Source organism: Thermosyntropha sp., from assembly GCF_017656155.1.
Taxonomy (GTDB): domain Bacteria; phylum Bacillota; class Syntrophomonadia; order Syntrophomonadales; family Syntrophomonadaceae; genus Thermosyntropha.
Genome location: NZ_JACDOH010000014.1, coordinates 1 through 14759 on the forward strand (window position 1 = coordinate 1; position 14759 = coordinate 14759).

The window sequence follows — 14759 nt, forward strand, 5'->3', positions numbered from 1 at the left end:
TTAAATCTATTTCGATTCGTAATGCTTTTTAATTCGAGAACCGTCCCCAAGTTTACCAAGTTTAAATCTGTTTCGATTCGTAAGGAGTTTTAACTTCAAAATGTGCCTGTTTTACTTTTGTTTTATTCTTTTTAGTGTTTTTGTATTTTGTAGGATATGAATCTAATTAGGCGGTTTATAATACTTTCTTGTTGTTTATGTTGTTCATATTCTGGTATGGATATTCCAGTATAATTTTCCAAGTTTCCTTTTTTGGAAGTGAGTGTTTGTTTAAGTTGCTTGATTTCTTGTTGAAGGCTGCTGGTATGGTTATCAGCATTTCTTTCATCGTAAAGGATGTTTATTGCTGTTTCCGTGCCATTATTCTCAAAAACAAGATGTTTGCTAGTTCCTAGAAAGACTATGTTTATTTTTTGGGGAGGTATATTGTTTTTATCTGCAATTTGATAAAGCCGTTTGATTATGTTGCCTCCTATCATTATGGTTTCCCATTTTCCTTTGGATAAGCCGGTATGAATTTCAGTTATTATTTTGTTTTCAACTTTTATGGGAAAAACATAGCGCAGAGTTTCTGTGGTCTGAGGAATTATATTTTTTTCTATATCAAACTTATTTATATCTACTGTTTTTACTGGGAAAGGTTCACCAATATAAGCTTTTTTTACTTCTTCTGGGCTACTAAAGCCAAAATCTTGCCATTTTTCAGTGCAGAGGTATTTCCAGTCATTGTCCCATTCTTCCTGAGTGGTTATGGTTGCTTGTTGAACAGGAGAAACGGCGTAACTTATGCCTTTGATCATGAAGAAAGATAGGAAAAGTAGGGATATTATCATAACTGGGGGAACCGTTTTTGGTTTGGATGCATATATTTTAGGAGATAATATCTAATAAAAAGGGTGCCGATGCTTGATGAAACAATCTTTGCTAATTTGTGAGGAAAGTAAGGGAAAGGTTTTGCCTTGCTGCTGTTTCTGCGGGGAGGTTCCTGAGGCAGGAATTATGGGAGGTTGGATGATCAGAAAATTTTTTATATGCCACAAATGTGAAGAGGCAATTGTTAATATGTCTATAGATTCGCCTGATTATGAACGGATAATGAAGAAAATGCGAAAAATTTTGTGGTAGCCGTAAGGCTCTTTTTTTATGTATTTTGAGGGATTTTAGTATAAAATTATAAAAGAGTTTTTGATTTTAAGGTGGCTTTTGATTTTATGACTGCAAAAACTCCAATTTGTTCGGCTTTGTTGGATTATGACCGCGAGAAATGCTTGCGTTTACATATGCCGGGACATGCCGGTGGGTTGGGCTTTGATTTTCCAGGTTTTAAAGAAATAGGCAGGTTTGATGTTACTGAGGTTTTTCCTTTCGATAATTTGCAGATGCCTTCGGGAATTATAGAAGAAAGCAGACACCTTTTGGCTCAGGCTTTTGGGGCTTATGAAAGCTTTTTTTTGGTAAATGGTGCTACTTCGGGTATCCATACTTTGTTTTTGAGTATGATTAATCCCGGGGAAAAGGTTTTAGTGCCGCGTAACGCTCATAAGTCTTTTTTTGGGGGTATGGTGATTTCCGGATGTGAACCGGTTTATATTCCCTGCCAAGTGTCTGAAGATTTTGGACTGGCACTTTCGGTAAGTGCAGATGATGTAGCACTGCTGCTGCGCGAAAATCCGAATATTAAAGCGATTTTTCTGACCAGTCCTACTTATTACGGCACGGTTTTGGACATAAAGGCTGTTGCTGCTGAAACGAGGATGTTAAATGTTCCTTTAATAGTAGACGAGGCTCACGGGGGACATTTTTCCTTTCATGAGGAATATCCCGCTTCTGCTTTAAGCTGCGGTGCTGATGCGGCTGTAAATGGACTGCATAAGACTTTGCCTGTTTTTAATCAAGGGGCTTGTCTGCACATAGGAGAAGCTCTCAAGGATAAAAGCCGAATTTTTTCTTCTTATACCCTTTTAACTACTACCAGTCCTTCTTACCCGATTCTGGCTTCTATTGAATGGGCCAGAGCCTTTATGGAGGAGAGAGGACATGGTTTAATGGAACAGGCTTTAGTTTTATCCCATGAGTATAAGTTTAAGATAAATCAGATTAAGGGTCTGAAGTGTGGTAATAAATTTTTAAGGGCTAAGGGAGTAGCTGGATATGACCCTTTAAAAGTAGTTGTTTTCTGTGATGGATTGAACATTGATGGTTATGAATTAGCCCAGATACTGAGGAATGAGTTTCAGATACAGGTGGAAATGAGTGAACCTGGGCTGATTTTGGCTATGATGTCGCTTTTTCATACCAGAGATGATTGGGAATATTTTTATCAAAGTCTGGTTTGCATTGCTCAAAAATATTACGGAGAAAAAAAGCAGTCTGAGCCTCTGGTTTTTATGCCTTTCCCTGAGGTGATTTTAACGCCGAGGGAAGCTTTTTTTGCCAAGAAAAAAAGAATAAGGCTTGAAGAAAGCCGGGGATTAATTTCAGCTGAGATGATTGCAGCTTATCCTCCAGGGATTCCCTGCCTTTTACCTGGTGAATTGATAAGTGATGAAGTATATGATTATATGTGCTATCTTAAAATGACCGGAGCAAAAATAATAGGTCCAGAGGATGGAAATTTAGATTTTATTTATGTAATAGAACAGTAAAAGAAGGGAAAGGATATGGGTCTTTTTATAAGTATTGAGGGAATAGACGGAAGTGGAAAATCGAGTATCAAGGAAGGTATTTTAAATTATTTAAGAGATTATAATCCAGTAGGTGTGAGAGAGCCTGGAGGAACATTAATATCTGAAAGAATCCGTGCGCTTTTGCTTGATGTCAAGAGTGTTGGCATCACTTCGAAAACCGAGGCTTTCCTTTATGCATCTTCCCGCAGCCAACTGGTAGATGAAGTTATAAAACCGGCATTAGATGAGGGCAAAATAGTGGTGGCTGACCGCTATATTGATTCTACTCTGGCTTATCAAGGTTATGGACGCGGGCTCGATCTTAAGTTTTTAGAAGAGCTTAATATGCTATGTACAGGAGGCATAAAACCTGATTTAACACTGCTTTTGGATGTTGATCCTGAAGTCTCCTGGCATAGAAAAAAAGGCGAAAAATTTGACCGCTTGGAACAGGAAGGAATTGCTTTTCAAAAAAAGGTCAGGGAAGGGTATCTCTGTCTGGCAGAGAGGGAACCTGACAGAATAAAGGTTATTAGTGCGGACCGAAAATTTTCTGATGTTCTGGAAGATGCTTTAACTTGGGTTAAGCATTTGCTGGCAGGGATGTGATAGTTTGAAAATAGAACATAATAAGAATAATCTAGGTAAATTTGGACTTACCCGTTCGGCAGAAATGAGAGGAGTTGTTAGAGGAGCTAATGCCAGTTTTGAGCAGGAGCTTTTTTCTAAGCGCGAGAATGAGGTTAAGTTTAAAATGCAGGAGCTGTTGTCCCGCATTGATGAGATAAATGACTGCCTTAAAAAACAGCTTACTCTGCAGGATCTCATGCTTTATAAAAAGCTGGTAAAGTCCTTTTTGGAGGAGGCAATGTCCAGGGCGTATCTCTTGAAACGGGAGAGAAGCCGCAGCCGCCGGGGACGCAGCATTTTGCTTACTGTTGCTACTATCGATAAGGAAATGGAAGGACTTGTAAATGATTTTATACAGAATAAGGCTGATCCGATGGATATTTTAGATAAGCTCGATAAGATACGCGGAATGCTGGTAGATTTGATGATATAATTTAAGATAACAGGGTATATTTAATTGATGTGGGTGAAGTTATGGACTATTTATCGGCGGTACTAGGACAGGATAAAACGGTTAATAATTTAAGAAAGGCTATGAAAAAGGGTAGTATAAGCCATGCTTATCTTTTTATTGGCCCTGAAGGGGTAGGCAAAATGTTTACGGCTAAAATGTGGGCTTATTCCCTGATTTGTGAATCCGACCGGGATGCTCATATATATCTCAAAGAAGGAATACATCCGGATTTGCTTATAATTGAAAAAGAAGAAAATAAAACGGTAATAACTAAAGACAGCATAGTTAGAGATTTGGAGCCATGGCTGGCCTTAAAGCCTTATCGGTCTAAATATCGTATAGCGATAATAAGGGATGCGCATCTTTTAAGCATAGAGGCGGCCAACGCCTTGCTTAAAACTTTAGAAGAACCTCCCTTTTATGCAGTAATAGTCCTTGTTGCAGATGAAAACAGCCTTCTTCAGACTATTGTATCCCGCTGTCAGCTGGTGCGCTTTTCTCCTCTTTCTAATAAGATTGTAAAGGATTTTTTAATGGATCAAAAGGTGAGTGAAGAAAAAGCCGCAGAGATTGCTGAGCTGGCACAGGGAAGTTTGACTTATGCTTTAAAATTTGCCAAAGAGGATCTTTTTGAACATTGGCAGGCGGTTTTAAGTATAATAACCGGTCTTTCTTTGGAAGGAGAGGCTTATGTTTTTGAAGCGGCTGAAAAAATGGAGGCTGATCCTTACCTTATAGTCCGGATGTTGCAAATGATAATTCGGGATATACTTATATATGACTCTACCGGAAAAGAGGAGTTATTAGTTTCCAAAAACAGCATAGATGTATTTAAACTTTTAAAAGGTGTAAATAGAGAAGGATTGAGAAAGGCTATAGATAAGATAAATGAACTTAAAAGCTATTACTGGAGAAATGTAAATTCTCTTATTATCAATATAAATATATGTTATGCAATAAAAAATGCTTTAGATTAAGTAAGATTAAGTTTTGATTTTAAAGGGGGTTAGCTTATGCCCTGGGTAGTTGGAGTTAGATTTAAACCGGCTGGTAAGATATATTATTTTGATGCTGAGGATATTGAGATTCAGGCAGGAGAGTCGGTTATTGTCGAAACTATAAGGGGATTAGAATACGGCACCGTAGTAATTGGTAAACGTAATATCGAGGAAGGTAAGCTGGTTTTACCTCTTAAAAAGGTATTAAGAAAGGCTACCGAAGAAGATACACGAAAATATCAGAACAATAAAGAAAAAGAAAAAAGAGCTATGGAAATCTGTAAAGAAAAGGTAAAGGAACATGGACTTCCTATGCATATGATTGATGTTGAATATACTTTTGATATGAGCAAATTGATTTTTTATTTTACTGCAGAAGGACGGGTTGATTTTAGGGAATTAGTTAAAGATCTGGCAGCGATTTTTAAAACCAGAATTGAATTGAGGCAGATAGGGGTAAGAGATGAGGCTAAAATGATAGGAGGCATAGGACCCTGTGGACGAATTTTATGCTGTCATACTTTTTTAGGTGATTTTGAACCAGTATCTATCCGCATGGCAAAGGAACAGAATCTTTCCTTAAATCCGACAAAAATATCCGGCAGCTGCGGTAGGCTTATGTGCTGCCTTAAGTTTGAGTCTGAACTGTATGATGATGAGGGGCAGGATAATGATTATCTGGAATATGATGACAACTGCATCGATTGTGAGATAATAATTGAGGAGGACAATAATGGAGAAGAGTGTCCAGGAACTCAAGATGATAATACGGGAACTGATTCTTGAGGTAGGAGAGTTAAAGGAAAGGGTGGCTAATTTAGAGAAAAATGTGTCGCCACCTGATGAAGAGGCTAGAAGGCCAGGACCTTTGGAGAAGATTCTTTTGGAAGGAGAAAGCTATGAGAAGCTGGGTAAGCTGTATAAAGAAGGCTACCATGTATGCCCGGCTGCCTTCGGGGAGATAAGAAACGGTGAATGCCTTTTTTGTATAGCTTTTATGGAAAAAGAATAACAGGGGGATTTTTCTTTTGTGGGTTAAACCGGATGAAACCATGGATGACCTCATTATTGGAGGACTTAAAATAATTCAGCCGCAAAAAGGATACCGATTTTCGATAGATGCAGTTTTGCTGGCTCATTTTTGTTCAATAGATAAGGCGAATTTGGCAGTTGACTTGGGAACAGGAAGTGGAGTTATTCCTCTTATCCTTACCCAGCGAAAAAAGGATTTAAAAATAAAAGGGATTGAAATTCAGGAAAAAATGGCAGAACGTGCTGAAAGAAGTGTCCGATATAATCAGCTTCAGGATAGAATAGAGGTAATAAAAGGCGATGTCAAGAATATAAAAGAGCTTATACCTGCATCATCGGCTGAACTGGTAGTATGTAATCCTCCGTTTTTTAAGGAAAATGAGGGATTTATGAGCAAAGATGAAGATGAAGCAGTAGCCCGCCATGAAATTAAGGTTAAATTTGGCGATATAGTCAGGGCAGCAGCCTATATTTTAAAGCCAAAAGGTGCCTTTGCATTCGTTCAGCGGGCTGATCGTTTTTTAGAGGTGGTTAGAACTTTGGAGCTTATACATATGGCGGTAAGCAGAGTGAGATGGGTGCATTCTTACCGGAATAAACCGGCTAATTTAGTTTTGGTAGAAGGAAGAAAGAATAAAACAGGCGGTATGAAGGTTTTGCCTCCCATGATTATTTATGAAGAGGACGGGAAGTACTGCCGGGAATTACTGGAGATATACGGGAGATGAGTATGGGTAAACTTTATATATGCGGAACGCCGATAGGCAATTTGGAAGACGTAAGCATAAGGCTTTTGAAAACTTTGCGCAAGGTAGATTTTATTGTATGTGAAGATACACGCCGGACGATAAAGCTTTTAAACCACTATAAGATAAAAAAACCGCTTATAAGCTATCATGAACACAGCAAAAAAGAAAAAGAAGATTATATTTTAGGTCTGCTTATGGAAGGAAATGAAATAGCTTTAGTTTCTGATGCAGGGATGCCTGGCATATCTGATCCGGGAGAGAACCTGGTTAAAAGGGCTATTGATGCTGAAATACCGGTAGAGGTTATTCCCGGCCCTACTGCAGCTGTTTCAGCTTTAGCTGTATCGGGAATAGATGCTTCATCTTTTGTTTTTGTCGGATTTTTACCCAATAAGAAAGGGAAAAGAAGGGAAGAAATTTTAAAACTGAAAGAAGAAAAAAGAACTATGGTTTTTTATGAATCTCCCCACCGACTTATAGAAACTTTAAAAGATATGCAGGAAATATGGGGTGAAGATAGAAGGATTGCAGTTGCCAGAGAACTTACCAAAGTATATGAAGAAGTAATTCGTGCAAGTTTAAAAGAAGCAGTCAGTTATTTTGAGCTTAATCCTCCCAAAGGTGAATTTACTTTAGTTATAGAGGGGGATAAAACAGAAAAAGAGGCTTCTTTAGAAGAAATCTTAAGAGAAGTTAAAGAGCTTATTGAAAGTGGTATAAATAGAAACGAGGCCTTTAAAATAAAGGCCCGCGAGTATAAGCTCAGGAAGTCTGATTTGTATAAGTCCTTTATTGAAAAATATGATATGTAATTATTGTAAGCATTAGCTAACCTACTTGTTTACTGAGTTCGGTAAGACATGCCCGGCATAAATTTTTCCCTTTGTAGTTTATAACTTCTTCGGCATTTCCGCAAAAAATACAAGCAGGCTCGTATTTTCTGAGAATTATCTTGTCATTGTCGACATAGATTTCCAAAGCATCTTTTTCTTCTATTCCCATAGTCCGTCTAAGTTCAATGGGAATAACTATGCGCCCTAATTCGTCAACTTTTCTTACTACACCTGTTGATTTCATCATGATGACAGCTAACCTCCTTAAATTATTAAAACATTATTACAGGACAAAGTATACCAACAATGGCAGAAAAAGTCAAGGTATTTTTCAACATAAAAAGACAGAAAAAATTTATTCTGACAATTTTTGTCCCTGATTTTTTGGGTAATACTTAAATTAGATCCGCATTTTTACAAATGCTTATATAAAGTATTAGGATTAAGTTTATTAAAAACAAATTTATTTGTAAAATAAGCAATTTTTGCTTAGTATATAAATGGTATTCTTTTTTTGCTGAAGAATTCTTGCTGTTGGATTTAAAAACTGGATTTAGGAGGGAATTTAGTGGAAAAAAAGACCTTTTATATAACTACTCCTATTTATTATCCGAGCGACAATTTGCATATAGGTCATGCTTATTCTACCGTAGCAGCTGACTGTATTGCCAGATTCAAACGGTTAAACGGATATGATGTTTTTTACCTTACCGGAACTGATGAACACGGGCAAAAAATTGAAAGAATAGCCCGCTCCAGAGGATTAGAACCTAAGGAACATGTAGACAAGATTGTGGAAAATATAAAAAATCTATGGAAGGTTATGCTTATTTCCAATGATGACTTTATCCGCACCACTGAGCCGCGTCATGAAAAGGTGGTTCAGGAGCTCTTTCAGAAGGTTTATGACAAGGGAGACATTTATGTTTCCCAGTATGAAGGCTGGTACTGCACTCCCTGTGAAACCTTTTTCACGGAAAGGCAGCTGATAGACGGCAAGTGTCCGGACTGTGGGCGGGAAGTAGAGCTTTTAAAGGAAGAAAGCTATTTCTTCCGTATGTCTAAATATGCCGATCGCCTTTTGGAACATATTTATGCTAATCCAGATTTTATTCAGCCGGAATCGAGGCGCAATGAGGTAATCAATTTTATAAAAAGTGGCTTGGAAGACCTTTGTGTTTCCCGTACTACCTTCAGCTGGGGCATACCTGTGCCTTTTAATGATAAGCATGTAATATATGTATGGTTTGATGCTTTAATTAATTACTTAAGCGGGATAGGTTATGGAAGCGAACCGGAAAAATTCAACAAATACTGGCCGGCAGATGTGCATTTAATGGCTAAAGACATCTTGCGCTTCCATGCTATTATCTGGCCTATAATGCTTATGGCTATGGATCTTCCGCTTCCTAAGAAGGTATTTGCTCATGGATGGATTATGTTGGAAGGCGGAAAAATGTCCAAATCTAAAGGTAATGTAGTCGACCCGCTTATTCTGGTAGAAAAATATGGAGTGGATGCTGTTCGCTATTATCTCTTGAAAGAGCTCAACTTTGGACAGGATGGAGTTTATTCGGAAGAGATGATGGTAAACCGTATAAACAGCGACCTGGCTAATGATTTAGGAAATCTTATAAGCCGAACGACGGCTATGATTGATAAATATTTTGGCGGCAGAGTGCCTGATATGGGGGAAAAGGCACCCATAGACGAAGAGCTTATGGCTGTTTTTAAAGAGACTTATGCTGAAGCTACTGCTAAGATTGAAAAGCTGGATTTTGCATCCTATCTTTTGGCTGTTATGCGCCTGGTAGGAAGAGCAAATAAATATATTGACGAAACTGAGCCCTGGATTTTAGGAAAAGATGAATCCAAGAAAGGCCGGTTGGCTTCTGTTTTGTATAACCTTATAGAGGTAATAAGAGCGGTGGTTATAATGCTGTCTCCGGCTATGCCTACTCTCCCGCAAAGGGTAAATGAACAGATTCAGCTCTGGACAGATGCAGATAAATTAAACTGGGAAGAAGCAGGTATTTTCGGACTTACTAAGCCAGGAACCATAGTTAAAAAAGGTTCTGCTCTTTTCCCGCGCATAGATGTTAAAAAATTAAAGGAGGAAGAAAAAGTGCAGGAAGTAGGGAAAACGGAAGTTAAGGAAGAAAAGATGGAAGAAAAGGATTATATAACTATTGATGATTTTGCTAAGATTGATCTGAGGGTAGCAGAAGTTATTGCCTGTGAAAAGATGGAAAAGGCAGATAAGCTTTTAGTGCTTAAAGTAAAAGTGGGAGAAGAAGAGAGAACCGTAGTTTCCGGGATTGCCCAGTATTATAAGCCGGAAGAGCTTATAGGCAAAAAAGTTATTTTGGTTTATAATCTTAAACCTGCCAAGCTGCGCGGTGTTTTATCCGAAGGAATGATACTGGCTGCCTCAGTTAAAGAAGACAATATTTTAGAGGTTTTAACTGTTGATAAGGTTCCTTCAGGGACCAAGATAAGTTAAAGGGGTTTTTAATATGCTTATAGATACACATGCCCATTTACAGGATAAATCATTGAAACCAGAGATTGAAGATATATTAAAACGGGCAGATGAAGCAGGGGTAAAGAAAATTGTATGTGTAGGGTATGATTATGCTACTTCGGTGGAAGCAGTAGAACTGGCTAATAGATATAAAGGGATTTATGCGGTGGTTGGAGTCCATCCCCATGATGCTGAAGAATTAAATCAGAATGTTTTAGAAAAGCTTTATGTATTAGCAAAAGACCCTAAAGTTGTGGCAATCGGGGAAATTGGCCTGGATTACTACCGCAACCTGTCTCCTAAGGAAAAACAGAAAGAGGCTTTTATTGAGCAGATAAAGATGGCTCATGAAATAGGAAAGCCGGTGGTAATACACGACAGGGATGCTCACCAGGATGTTTTAAACATAATAAAACAGGAGAAAGCGGGAAAAAACGGAGGAATAATGCATTGCTATTCCGGACATTTGCCGATGGCTATTGAGCTTATGAAGCAAGGTTTTTATATATCTTTTGCCGGACCGGTAACTTTCAATAATGCCCGCAAAACCCAGGAAGTAGCAGCTAATATTCCGTTAGATAAAATGCTTATTGAGACAGATTGTCCTTATTTAACCCCGGAACCGTTTCGGGGCAAGAGAAATGAGCCTGCTTATGTCCGTTATGTTGCAGGTAAAATTGCGGAGATACGGCGTAAAGATGAAGAAGAAGTAGCGTATATTACCAGCCGCAATGCGGAAAAAATTTTTAATCTGCTTGATTAGTTTTTAATATTTTTAGAGTGCTATAAGCACTTTTTTTTTTTGCAATTTTTTTGGAATAGTTTTCTCTTTTTTGACAGCTTATTTTCTTTGGAAGGAATAAAATAATATTAAATTGATAATAATTTAAAGAAAAGGTTTTAACCCATGGAACAAAAATCCAATTAATCAATAATAAGGCTGAAAATTTGACTCGATGGTTTGTTTTGTCTAAAATGGAACGAAGGAATCATTCCCTGGTTCCTGGAAAAAGGAGGAGAGAGATGGGTATTGTATGGTCTAAGAAGAGTACTTACCTTGCAGTTGCAGTGTTGGGAACTGTTCTGCTTATGGTAAGTCTGTTCTTTGCCCTGCAAAAACCGGTTACTGTTGAAGTTGATGGGAAGGTTGTAAAGGCGAGAGTGCTTTTTACAGGGACAGTGAAAGATGTTTTAGAGAAAAAAGGAATCGCCTTAGAAGAAAAAGACAAGGTTGAGCCAGACTTAAATACGGTAGTTACGAAAAATATGAAAATTGTTGTAACCAGAGCTTTTAAGGTATTTGTAACAGCAGATGGAGAAAGAAAAGAGGTAATAACTACACCAGTTACTGTGAAAAAAGCTGTAGAACTTGCTGGAGTAAAATTGGGAGAAAAGGATATAGTAAAAACTATTCCTACCCAGTATACGGTGCCGGGACAGGAAATTGAGGTAATAAGGGTTACAGAAAAGGAGGTTGAGGTCCAAGAACCTATTCCATTTAAGGTAGAGAGGACTTTTGATAATACCCTGGAAAAAGGGCTTACCAGAACTGTGTCGCCCGGTAAAAAAGGGCTGGCTTTGAATACAGTCAGAATTACCTATCATAATGGGCAGGAAGTTAAAAGAGAGGTTATAAAAAGCAAGGTTTTAGTTCCACCCCAGAATAAAGTAATAGCTTTGGGGAATATAACTTCTGTGTCCCGTGGCAGTTTGAGGCTTGATTTCAGGGAAGCTCGTTATATGAAGGCTTCTGCTTATACTTACACAGGAAACCGTACGGCTACGGGAAAAGTCCCTGAGGTAGGCATGGTAGCAGTTGATCCCTCAGTAATTCCTTTGGGAACCCGCCTGTATATCGAAGGTTATGGTTATGCAGTAGCAGCTGATACGGGTGGAGCCATAAAAGGAAATACCTTGGATATTTTCATGGAAACCAGGGAACAATGCCTTAAATGGGGGCGCCGAACCGTAAAAGTTTATATTCTTAATTAAAATATTGGTTTTTTAATTAAAATTTACGCAGGGCATATTTTTTAAGCAGTAAAGCGAAGAGCTTTACTGCTTTTTGTTATATTTTTACAGAATTTAAAATGAAAACTTGAGGAAAAATTAAATTAAGCAAAGGAGGTGATAAGGATAAAAAATAGGCTGATTTCAACATTTTTGATTATGCTTATTTTTAGTATTATGGTTGTAGGCTGTGGGACTGCAGCAAAAAAACCTGTAAATCCCCAAAGTAATCAAGGAACAGAGCCCCGAACTCAAAATTTGAACACAGCTATGGACAGAGTAAATTTAACTGATGCGGAGGCTAAAAGGCTGGCTCAGAAATTTGCTAATATGGCAGATGAAGTGAACGGAGTCCAAAAAGCCACAGTGGTTGTATCTGATCAGCCGGAGACTGTGACTGACAGCAAAACGCGGACTAGAGTTACTACTATTAAAAACGATCGTACTATAACATCTCCGGGTCCCGGAAAAACTGTTCCTGATCGGGTAACCATGCGCGGTTTGGTGGTTATGGTCGGATTAGATGTGGATCGGAGTATTATTAATAATACCACTGAAATGGAAAGGCTCAAGGCCCGGGTAGCTAATAAGATTTTGCGTGCGGATAATCGTATTTCCAGGGTGTATGTTACTACCAAACCGGAACTTATGAAACGGATTTCTAACATGGCTTCAGATATTGTAAAAGGCAAGCCTCTGTCTAATATGAGAAATGATTTAAATAATCTGATGGATAAGATGAAAGGAGAAAGTTCGGCTTTTTAATTTTAAACCCGGGATTAAAAACCCGGGTATTATTTATGATAATTTTTGATGAAAATTTGGACGGAGTTTAAGCTGTATAGATAAAAATCACGAAATATATTTATTATAATAAAAAAGAGTTCAATTTCCTTGCTTTTTGTGAAAACAGTTTTTAATATAATTATTAATACTAAAAATTGGTTTAAGGGAGTATGGGATGGAGAATACGACTTCTTTATCAGCTATCAGCCGCTTAATGAAAGACTATAAGCTTATGCCCCGTAAAAAATGGGGGCAAAATTTTTTGGTTGATTCCAACATAATAAAAAAAATAGTGAATTCCGCTCCAATTACAGAAGAAGATTATATAGTTGAGATAGGGCCAGGTTTGGGAGCGTTAACCTGTGAACTGGCTTCGAAAAGCCGGGGTGTTATGGCAGTTGATATAGATACCAGCTTAAAAGAACCTTTAGAGAAGATATTGGAGGGATATAATAATACCCGAGTAGTATTTGAAGATATTCTAAAACTGGATATTGAAAATGAATTAGCCAGGGTTTTTAATTTGGAAAATATTCCGCCTTACAAGGTCTGCGCCAATATTCCCTATAATATAACCACCCCTATAATATTTAAGCTTTTAGAAGAATCTTCTCATATGATAAGCGCAACTCTGATGATGCAGAAAGAAGTGGCAGAAAGGATATTGGCAAAGCCGGGGAATAAGGATTACGGTCTTTTAACGCTTATGGTCAGATACTACGGAGAAGCAGAATTTTTGCTTAATGTATCCCGTAACTGTTTTTATCCCCGGCCAGAAGTAGACTCAACGGTTATAAGAATTACTCCTTTAGCGGAAAAAAGAGTAAAAGTTAAGGATGAACAGAAATTTAAGGAGTTTATTAAAAAGGCATTTCAGATGAGGCGAAAGACTATATTAAATATAGCCAGTTTTTTTTTCAAGGTAGATAAAGAAACTGCAAGAAACGAGCTGCTTAAAATTTCTATACTTCCTGATAAGAGGCCTGAAGATTTAACTATTGAGCAGTTTGCTCTTATAGCCGATGTTTTATCTTAAGGAGGCGCAAACAAGTGATTTTTAAAAGCCCCACCAGAGGGGAGATAAGTTTGGAAGAAGTAGTTGAAGATATAATTAAATACATAAACGAGGATAATACCCGCCATTATAAGATAATAGTGGGGAGCGATTCTCAACCGAAAGAAAGGGAAACCTGTTTTGTAAGTGCAATAATTGTTCACAGGATAGGCAAAGGTGCGCGTTATTATTATCATAAAGAAGTAGAACCTAAGGTGCGAAATATGCGGCAACGCATCTTTTATGAAGCCTCCTTAAGTTTAGCTTTAGCTGATAAGCTGTCTTCTTTGCTTAAAGAAAAGGGAAGGGAAAACATGCCGGTGGAGATCCATTTAGATGTAGGAACTAAAGGGGAAACTAAAGAGCTGGTTAAGGAGATTATTGGGATGATTATAGGAAGTGGTTTTGAAGCCAAAATAAAACCGGATGCTTCTGCGGCCAGCAAAGTAGCAGATAAATATACTAAATAAAATAGTGTTTTTTGTCTGAATGTAAAGCTGGTGTAAAAAAATTGTTTTATTTTTGTTATTATATATCATTGACACAATTGAAAAATTTTAATATACTATTTAATTTAAAGCTTGACTCCAGGGGAAATTTAAGTTACAATTATTACGATTACTAAATAAAGAAGGTGGTAATGTGAGTTCTCCCAGGGCTTTGTCAGAAATAAAAAAAGACCTGGAGTCTTTTGTGGGAAGAAGGATAAGATTAAAGGCCAATAAGGGAAGAAACCGCATTGTAGAAAGAGAAGGAGTTTTAGAATCAATTTATCCTAATATATTTGTAGTAAAGATTAATGAACGCAAGGTAGAAAGAAGGATTTCCTTCAGCTATGCGGATGTTTTGACAGAGACGGTTGAGCTCTTTGTCTATGGCAATCAGGATGAAGAGATAAAAATATCAGCGGTAAACGAATAAAGAAATATAGATAGATGATGAGGCTGCTTTAAAAAAGCAGCTTTTTATTTTGGTTCTTTGTCAATAGTTGGGGTAGCAGGTAGTGGTCAAATACCTGCTGCC

Annotated in this window: 18 protein-coding genes; 16 read left to right on the forward strand and 2 right to left on the reverse strand. The window is 37.7% G+C overall.

What is annotated here, in order from left to right; genetic code table 11:
• Positions 1 to 131 precede the first annotated feature (131 nt).
• Positions 132 to 800, reverse strand: a complete 669-nt coding sequence (locus H0Z36_RS10420; protein ID WP_296866147.1) for a hypothetical protein — start codon at positions 798 to 800, stop codon at positions 132 to 134.
• Between the two features lie 109 nt (positions 801 to 909).
• Between H0Z36_RS10420 and H0Z36_RS10425 the strand changes: the two genes are divergently transcribed.
• The 9 genes from H0Z36_RS10425 (at position 910) to rsmI (ending at position 7341) form a co-directional block, all read left to right on the forward strand.
• Positions 910 to 1125 (forward strand): sigma factor G inhibitor Gin, encoded by a 216-nt coding sequence (locus H0Z36_RS10425; RefSeq protein WP_296866149.1) that lies wholly within the window; start codon positions 910 to 912, stop codon positions 1123 to 1125.
• Between the two features lie 86 nt (positions 1126 to 1211).
• Positions 1212 to 2645 (forward strand): aminotransferase class I/II-fold pyridoxal phosphate-dependent enzyme, encoded by a 1434-nt coding sequence (locus H0Z36_RS10430; protein WP_296866151.1) that lies wholly within the window; start codon positions 1212 to 1214, stop codon positions 2643 to 2645.
• 15 nt (positions 2646 to 2660) lie between these two features.
• A complete protein-coding gene (gene tmk / locus H0Z36_RS10435; protein ID WP_296866153.1) occupies positions 2661 to 3275 on the forward strand; it encodes a dTMP kinase in 615 nt (204 codons plus the stop codon).
• 4 nt (positions 3276 to 3279) lie between these two features.
• Positions 3280 to 3729: a YaaR family protein gene (locus H0Z36_RS10440; RefSeq protein ID WP_296866154.1), complete on the forward strand. Its 450-nt coding sequence runs from the start codon at positions 3280 to 3282 to the stop codon at positions 3727 to 3729.
• A 41-nt stretch (positions 3730 to 3770) separates the two neighbouring features.
• Complete coding sequence (locus H0Z36_RS10445) at positions 3771 to 4727, forward strand: hypothetical protein (RefSeq protein ID WP_296866155.1); 957 nt, start codon at positions 3771 to 3773, stop codon at positions 4725 to 4727.
• 36 nt (positions 4728 to 4763) lie between these two features.
• Entirely contained in the window at positions 4764 to 5534 is a 771-nt protein-coding gene (locus H0Z36_RS10450) for a stage 0 sporulation family protein (protein ID WP_296866157.1), read from the forward strand.
• Entirely contained in the window at positions 5482 to 5760 is a 279-nt protein-coding gene (locus H0Z36_RS10455; protein ID WP_296866160.1) for an initiation control protein YabA, read from the forward strand. The genes H0Z36_RS10450 and H0Z36_RS10455 overlap by 53 nt, the downstream gene beginning before the upstream one ends.
• A gap of 16 nt (positions 5761 to 5776) precedes the next feature.
• Positions 5777 to 6508, forward strand: a complete 732-nt coding sequence (locus tag H0Z36_RS10460) for a tRNA1(Val) (adenine(37)-N6)-methyltransferase (protein ID WP_296866162.1) — start codon at positions 5777 to 5779, stop codon at positions 6506 to 6508.
• Entirely contained in the window at positions 6505 to 7341 is an 837-nt protein-coding gene (gene rsmI / locus H0Z36_RS10465; protein WP_296866165.1) for a 16S rRNA (cytidine(1402)-2'-O)-methyltransferase, read from the forward strand. Before H0Z36_RS10460 ends, rsmI begins: the two co-directional genes overlap by 4 nt.
• A 16-nt stretch (positions 7342 to 7357) precedes the next feature.
• Here rsmI and H0Z36_RS10470 read toward each other — a convergent pair whose 3' ends face one another.
• Positions 7358 to 7606 carry an AbrB/MazE/SpoVT family DNA-binding domain-containing protein gene (locus tag H0Z36_RS10470; protein ID WP_296866182.1) on the reverse strand — a complete coding sequence of 83 codons (249 nt, stop codon included), beginning with the start codon at positions 7604 to 7606 and terminating at the stop codon, positions 7358 to 7360.
• Positions 7607 to 7930: 324 nt separating this feature from the next.
• On the opposite strand from H0Z36_RS10470, the gene metG reads away from it, so the two are divergent.
• The 7 genes from metG to H0Z36_RS10505 all read left to right on the forward strand — a co-directional run bounded on the left by metG (position 7931) and on the right by H0Z36_RS10505 (position 14657).
• Positions 7931 to 9865, forward strand: a complete 1935-nt coding sequence (metG, locus tag H0Z36_RS10475; protein ID WP_296866167.1) for a methionine--tRNA ligase — start codon at positions 7931 to 7933, stop codon at positions 9863 to 9865.
• 13 nt (positions 9866 to 9878) lie between these two features.
• On the forward strand, positions 9879 to 10649 hold the full coding sequence (locus H0Z36_RS10480; protein WP_296866168.1) for a TatD family hydrolase: 771 nt from the start codon (positions 9879 to 9881) through the stop codon (positions 10647 to 10649).
• 260 nt (positions 10650 to 10909) lie between these two features.
• Positions 10910 to 11878, forward strand: coding sequence for a 3D domain-containing protein (locus tag H0Z36_RS10485; protein WP_296866170.1), 969 nt, complete (start codon positions 10910 to 10912; stop codon positions 11876 to 11878).
• Positions 11879 to 12166: 288 nt separating this feature from the next.
• Positions 12167 to 12661 carry a YhcN/YlaJ family sporulation lipoprotein gene (locus tag H0Z36_RS10490; protein ID WP_296866173.1) on the forward strand — a complete coding sequence of 165 codons (495 nt, stop codon included), beginning with the start codon at positions 12167 to 12169 and terminating at the stop codon, positions 12659 to 12661.
• 196 nt (positions 12662 to 12857) lie between these two features.
• The gene (rsmA, locus tag H0Z36_RS10495) at positions 12858 to 13718 is read left to right on the forward strand and encodes a 16S rRNA (adenine(1518)-N(6)/adenine(1519)-N(6))-dimethyltransferase RsmA (protein WP_296866175.1); all 861 of its coding nucleotides are present in this window, start codon (positions 12858 to 12860) and stop codon (positions 13716 to 13718) included.
• A 14-nt stretch (positions 13719 to 13732) separates the two neighbouring features.
• Positions 13733 to 14206 carry a ribonuclease H-like YkuK family protein gene (locus H0Z36_RS10500; protein ID WP_296866177.1) on the forward strand — a complete coding sequence of 158 codons (474 nt, stop codon included), beginning with the start codon at positions 13733 to 13735 and terminating at the stop codon, positions 14204 to 14206.
• Between the two features lie 172 nt (positions 14207 to 14378).
• On the forward strand, positions 14379 to 14657 hold the full coding sequence (locus tag H0Z36_RS10505) for a Veg family protein (protein WP_296866179.1): 279 nt from the start codon (positions 14379 to 14381) through the stop codon (positions 14655 to 14657).
• Positions 14658 to 14759 lie beyond the last annotated feature (102 nt).

Bases quoted from the DNA above. Each gene is read 5' to 3' on its own strand.
- H0Z36_RS10455 (WP_296866160.1), top strand. From the start codon at position 5,482: ATGGAGAAGAGTGTCCAGGAACTCAAGATGATAATACGGGAACTGATT.
- H0Z36_RS10420 (WP_296866147.1), bottom strand. From the start codon at position 800: ATGATCAAAGGCATAAGTTACGCCGTTTCTCCTGTTCAACAAGCAACC.
- H0Z36_RS10430 (WP_296866151.1), top strand. From the start codon at position 1,212: ATGACTGCAAAAACTCCAATTTGTTCGGCTTTGTTGGATTATGACCGC.
- H0Z36_RS10445 (WP_296866155.1), top strand. From the start codon at position 3,771: ATGGACTATTTATCGGCGGTACTAGGACAGGATAAAACGGTTAATAAT.
- tmk (WP_296866153.1), top strand. From the start codon at position 2,661: ATGGGTCTTTTTATAAGTATTGAGGGAATAGACGGAAGTGGAAAATCG.
- H0Z36_RS10470 (WP_296866182.1), bottom strand. From the start codon at position 7,606: ATGAAATCAACAGGTGTAGTAAGAAAAGTTGACGAATTAGGGCGCATA.
- H0Z36_RS10425 (WP_296866149.1), top strand. From the start codon at position 910: ATGAAACAATCTTTGCTAATTTGTGAGGAAAGTAAGGGAAAGGTTTTG.
- H0Z36_RS10485 (WP_296866170.1), top strand. From the start codon at position 10,910: ATGGGTATTGTATGGTCTAAGAAGAGTACTTACCTTGCAGTTGCAGTG.
- rsmI (WP_296866165.1), top strand. From the start codon at position 6,505: ATGAGTATGGGTAAACTTTATATATGCGGAACGCCGATAGGCAATTTG.
- H0Z36_RS10450 (WP_296866157.1), top strand. From the start codon at position 4,764: ATGCCCTGGGTAGTTGGAGTTAGATTTAAACCGGCTGGTAAGATATAT.
- H0Z36_RS10490 (WP_296866173.1), top strand. From the start codon at position 12,167: ATGGACAGAGTAAATTTAACTGATGCGGAGGCTAAAAGGCTGGCTCAG.
- H0Z36_RS10480 (WP_296866168.1), top strand. From the start codon at position 9,879: ATGCTTATAGATACACATGCCCATTTACAGGATAAATCATTGAAACCA.
- rsmA (WP_296866175.1), top strand. From the start codon at position 12,858: ATGGAGAATACGACTTCTTTATCAGCTATCAGCCGCTTAATGAAAGAC.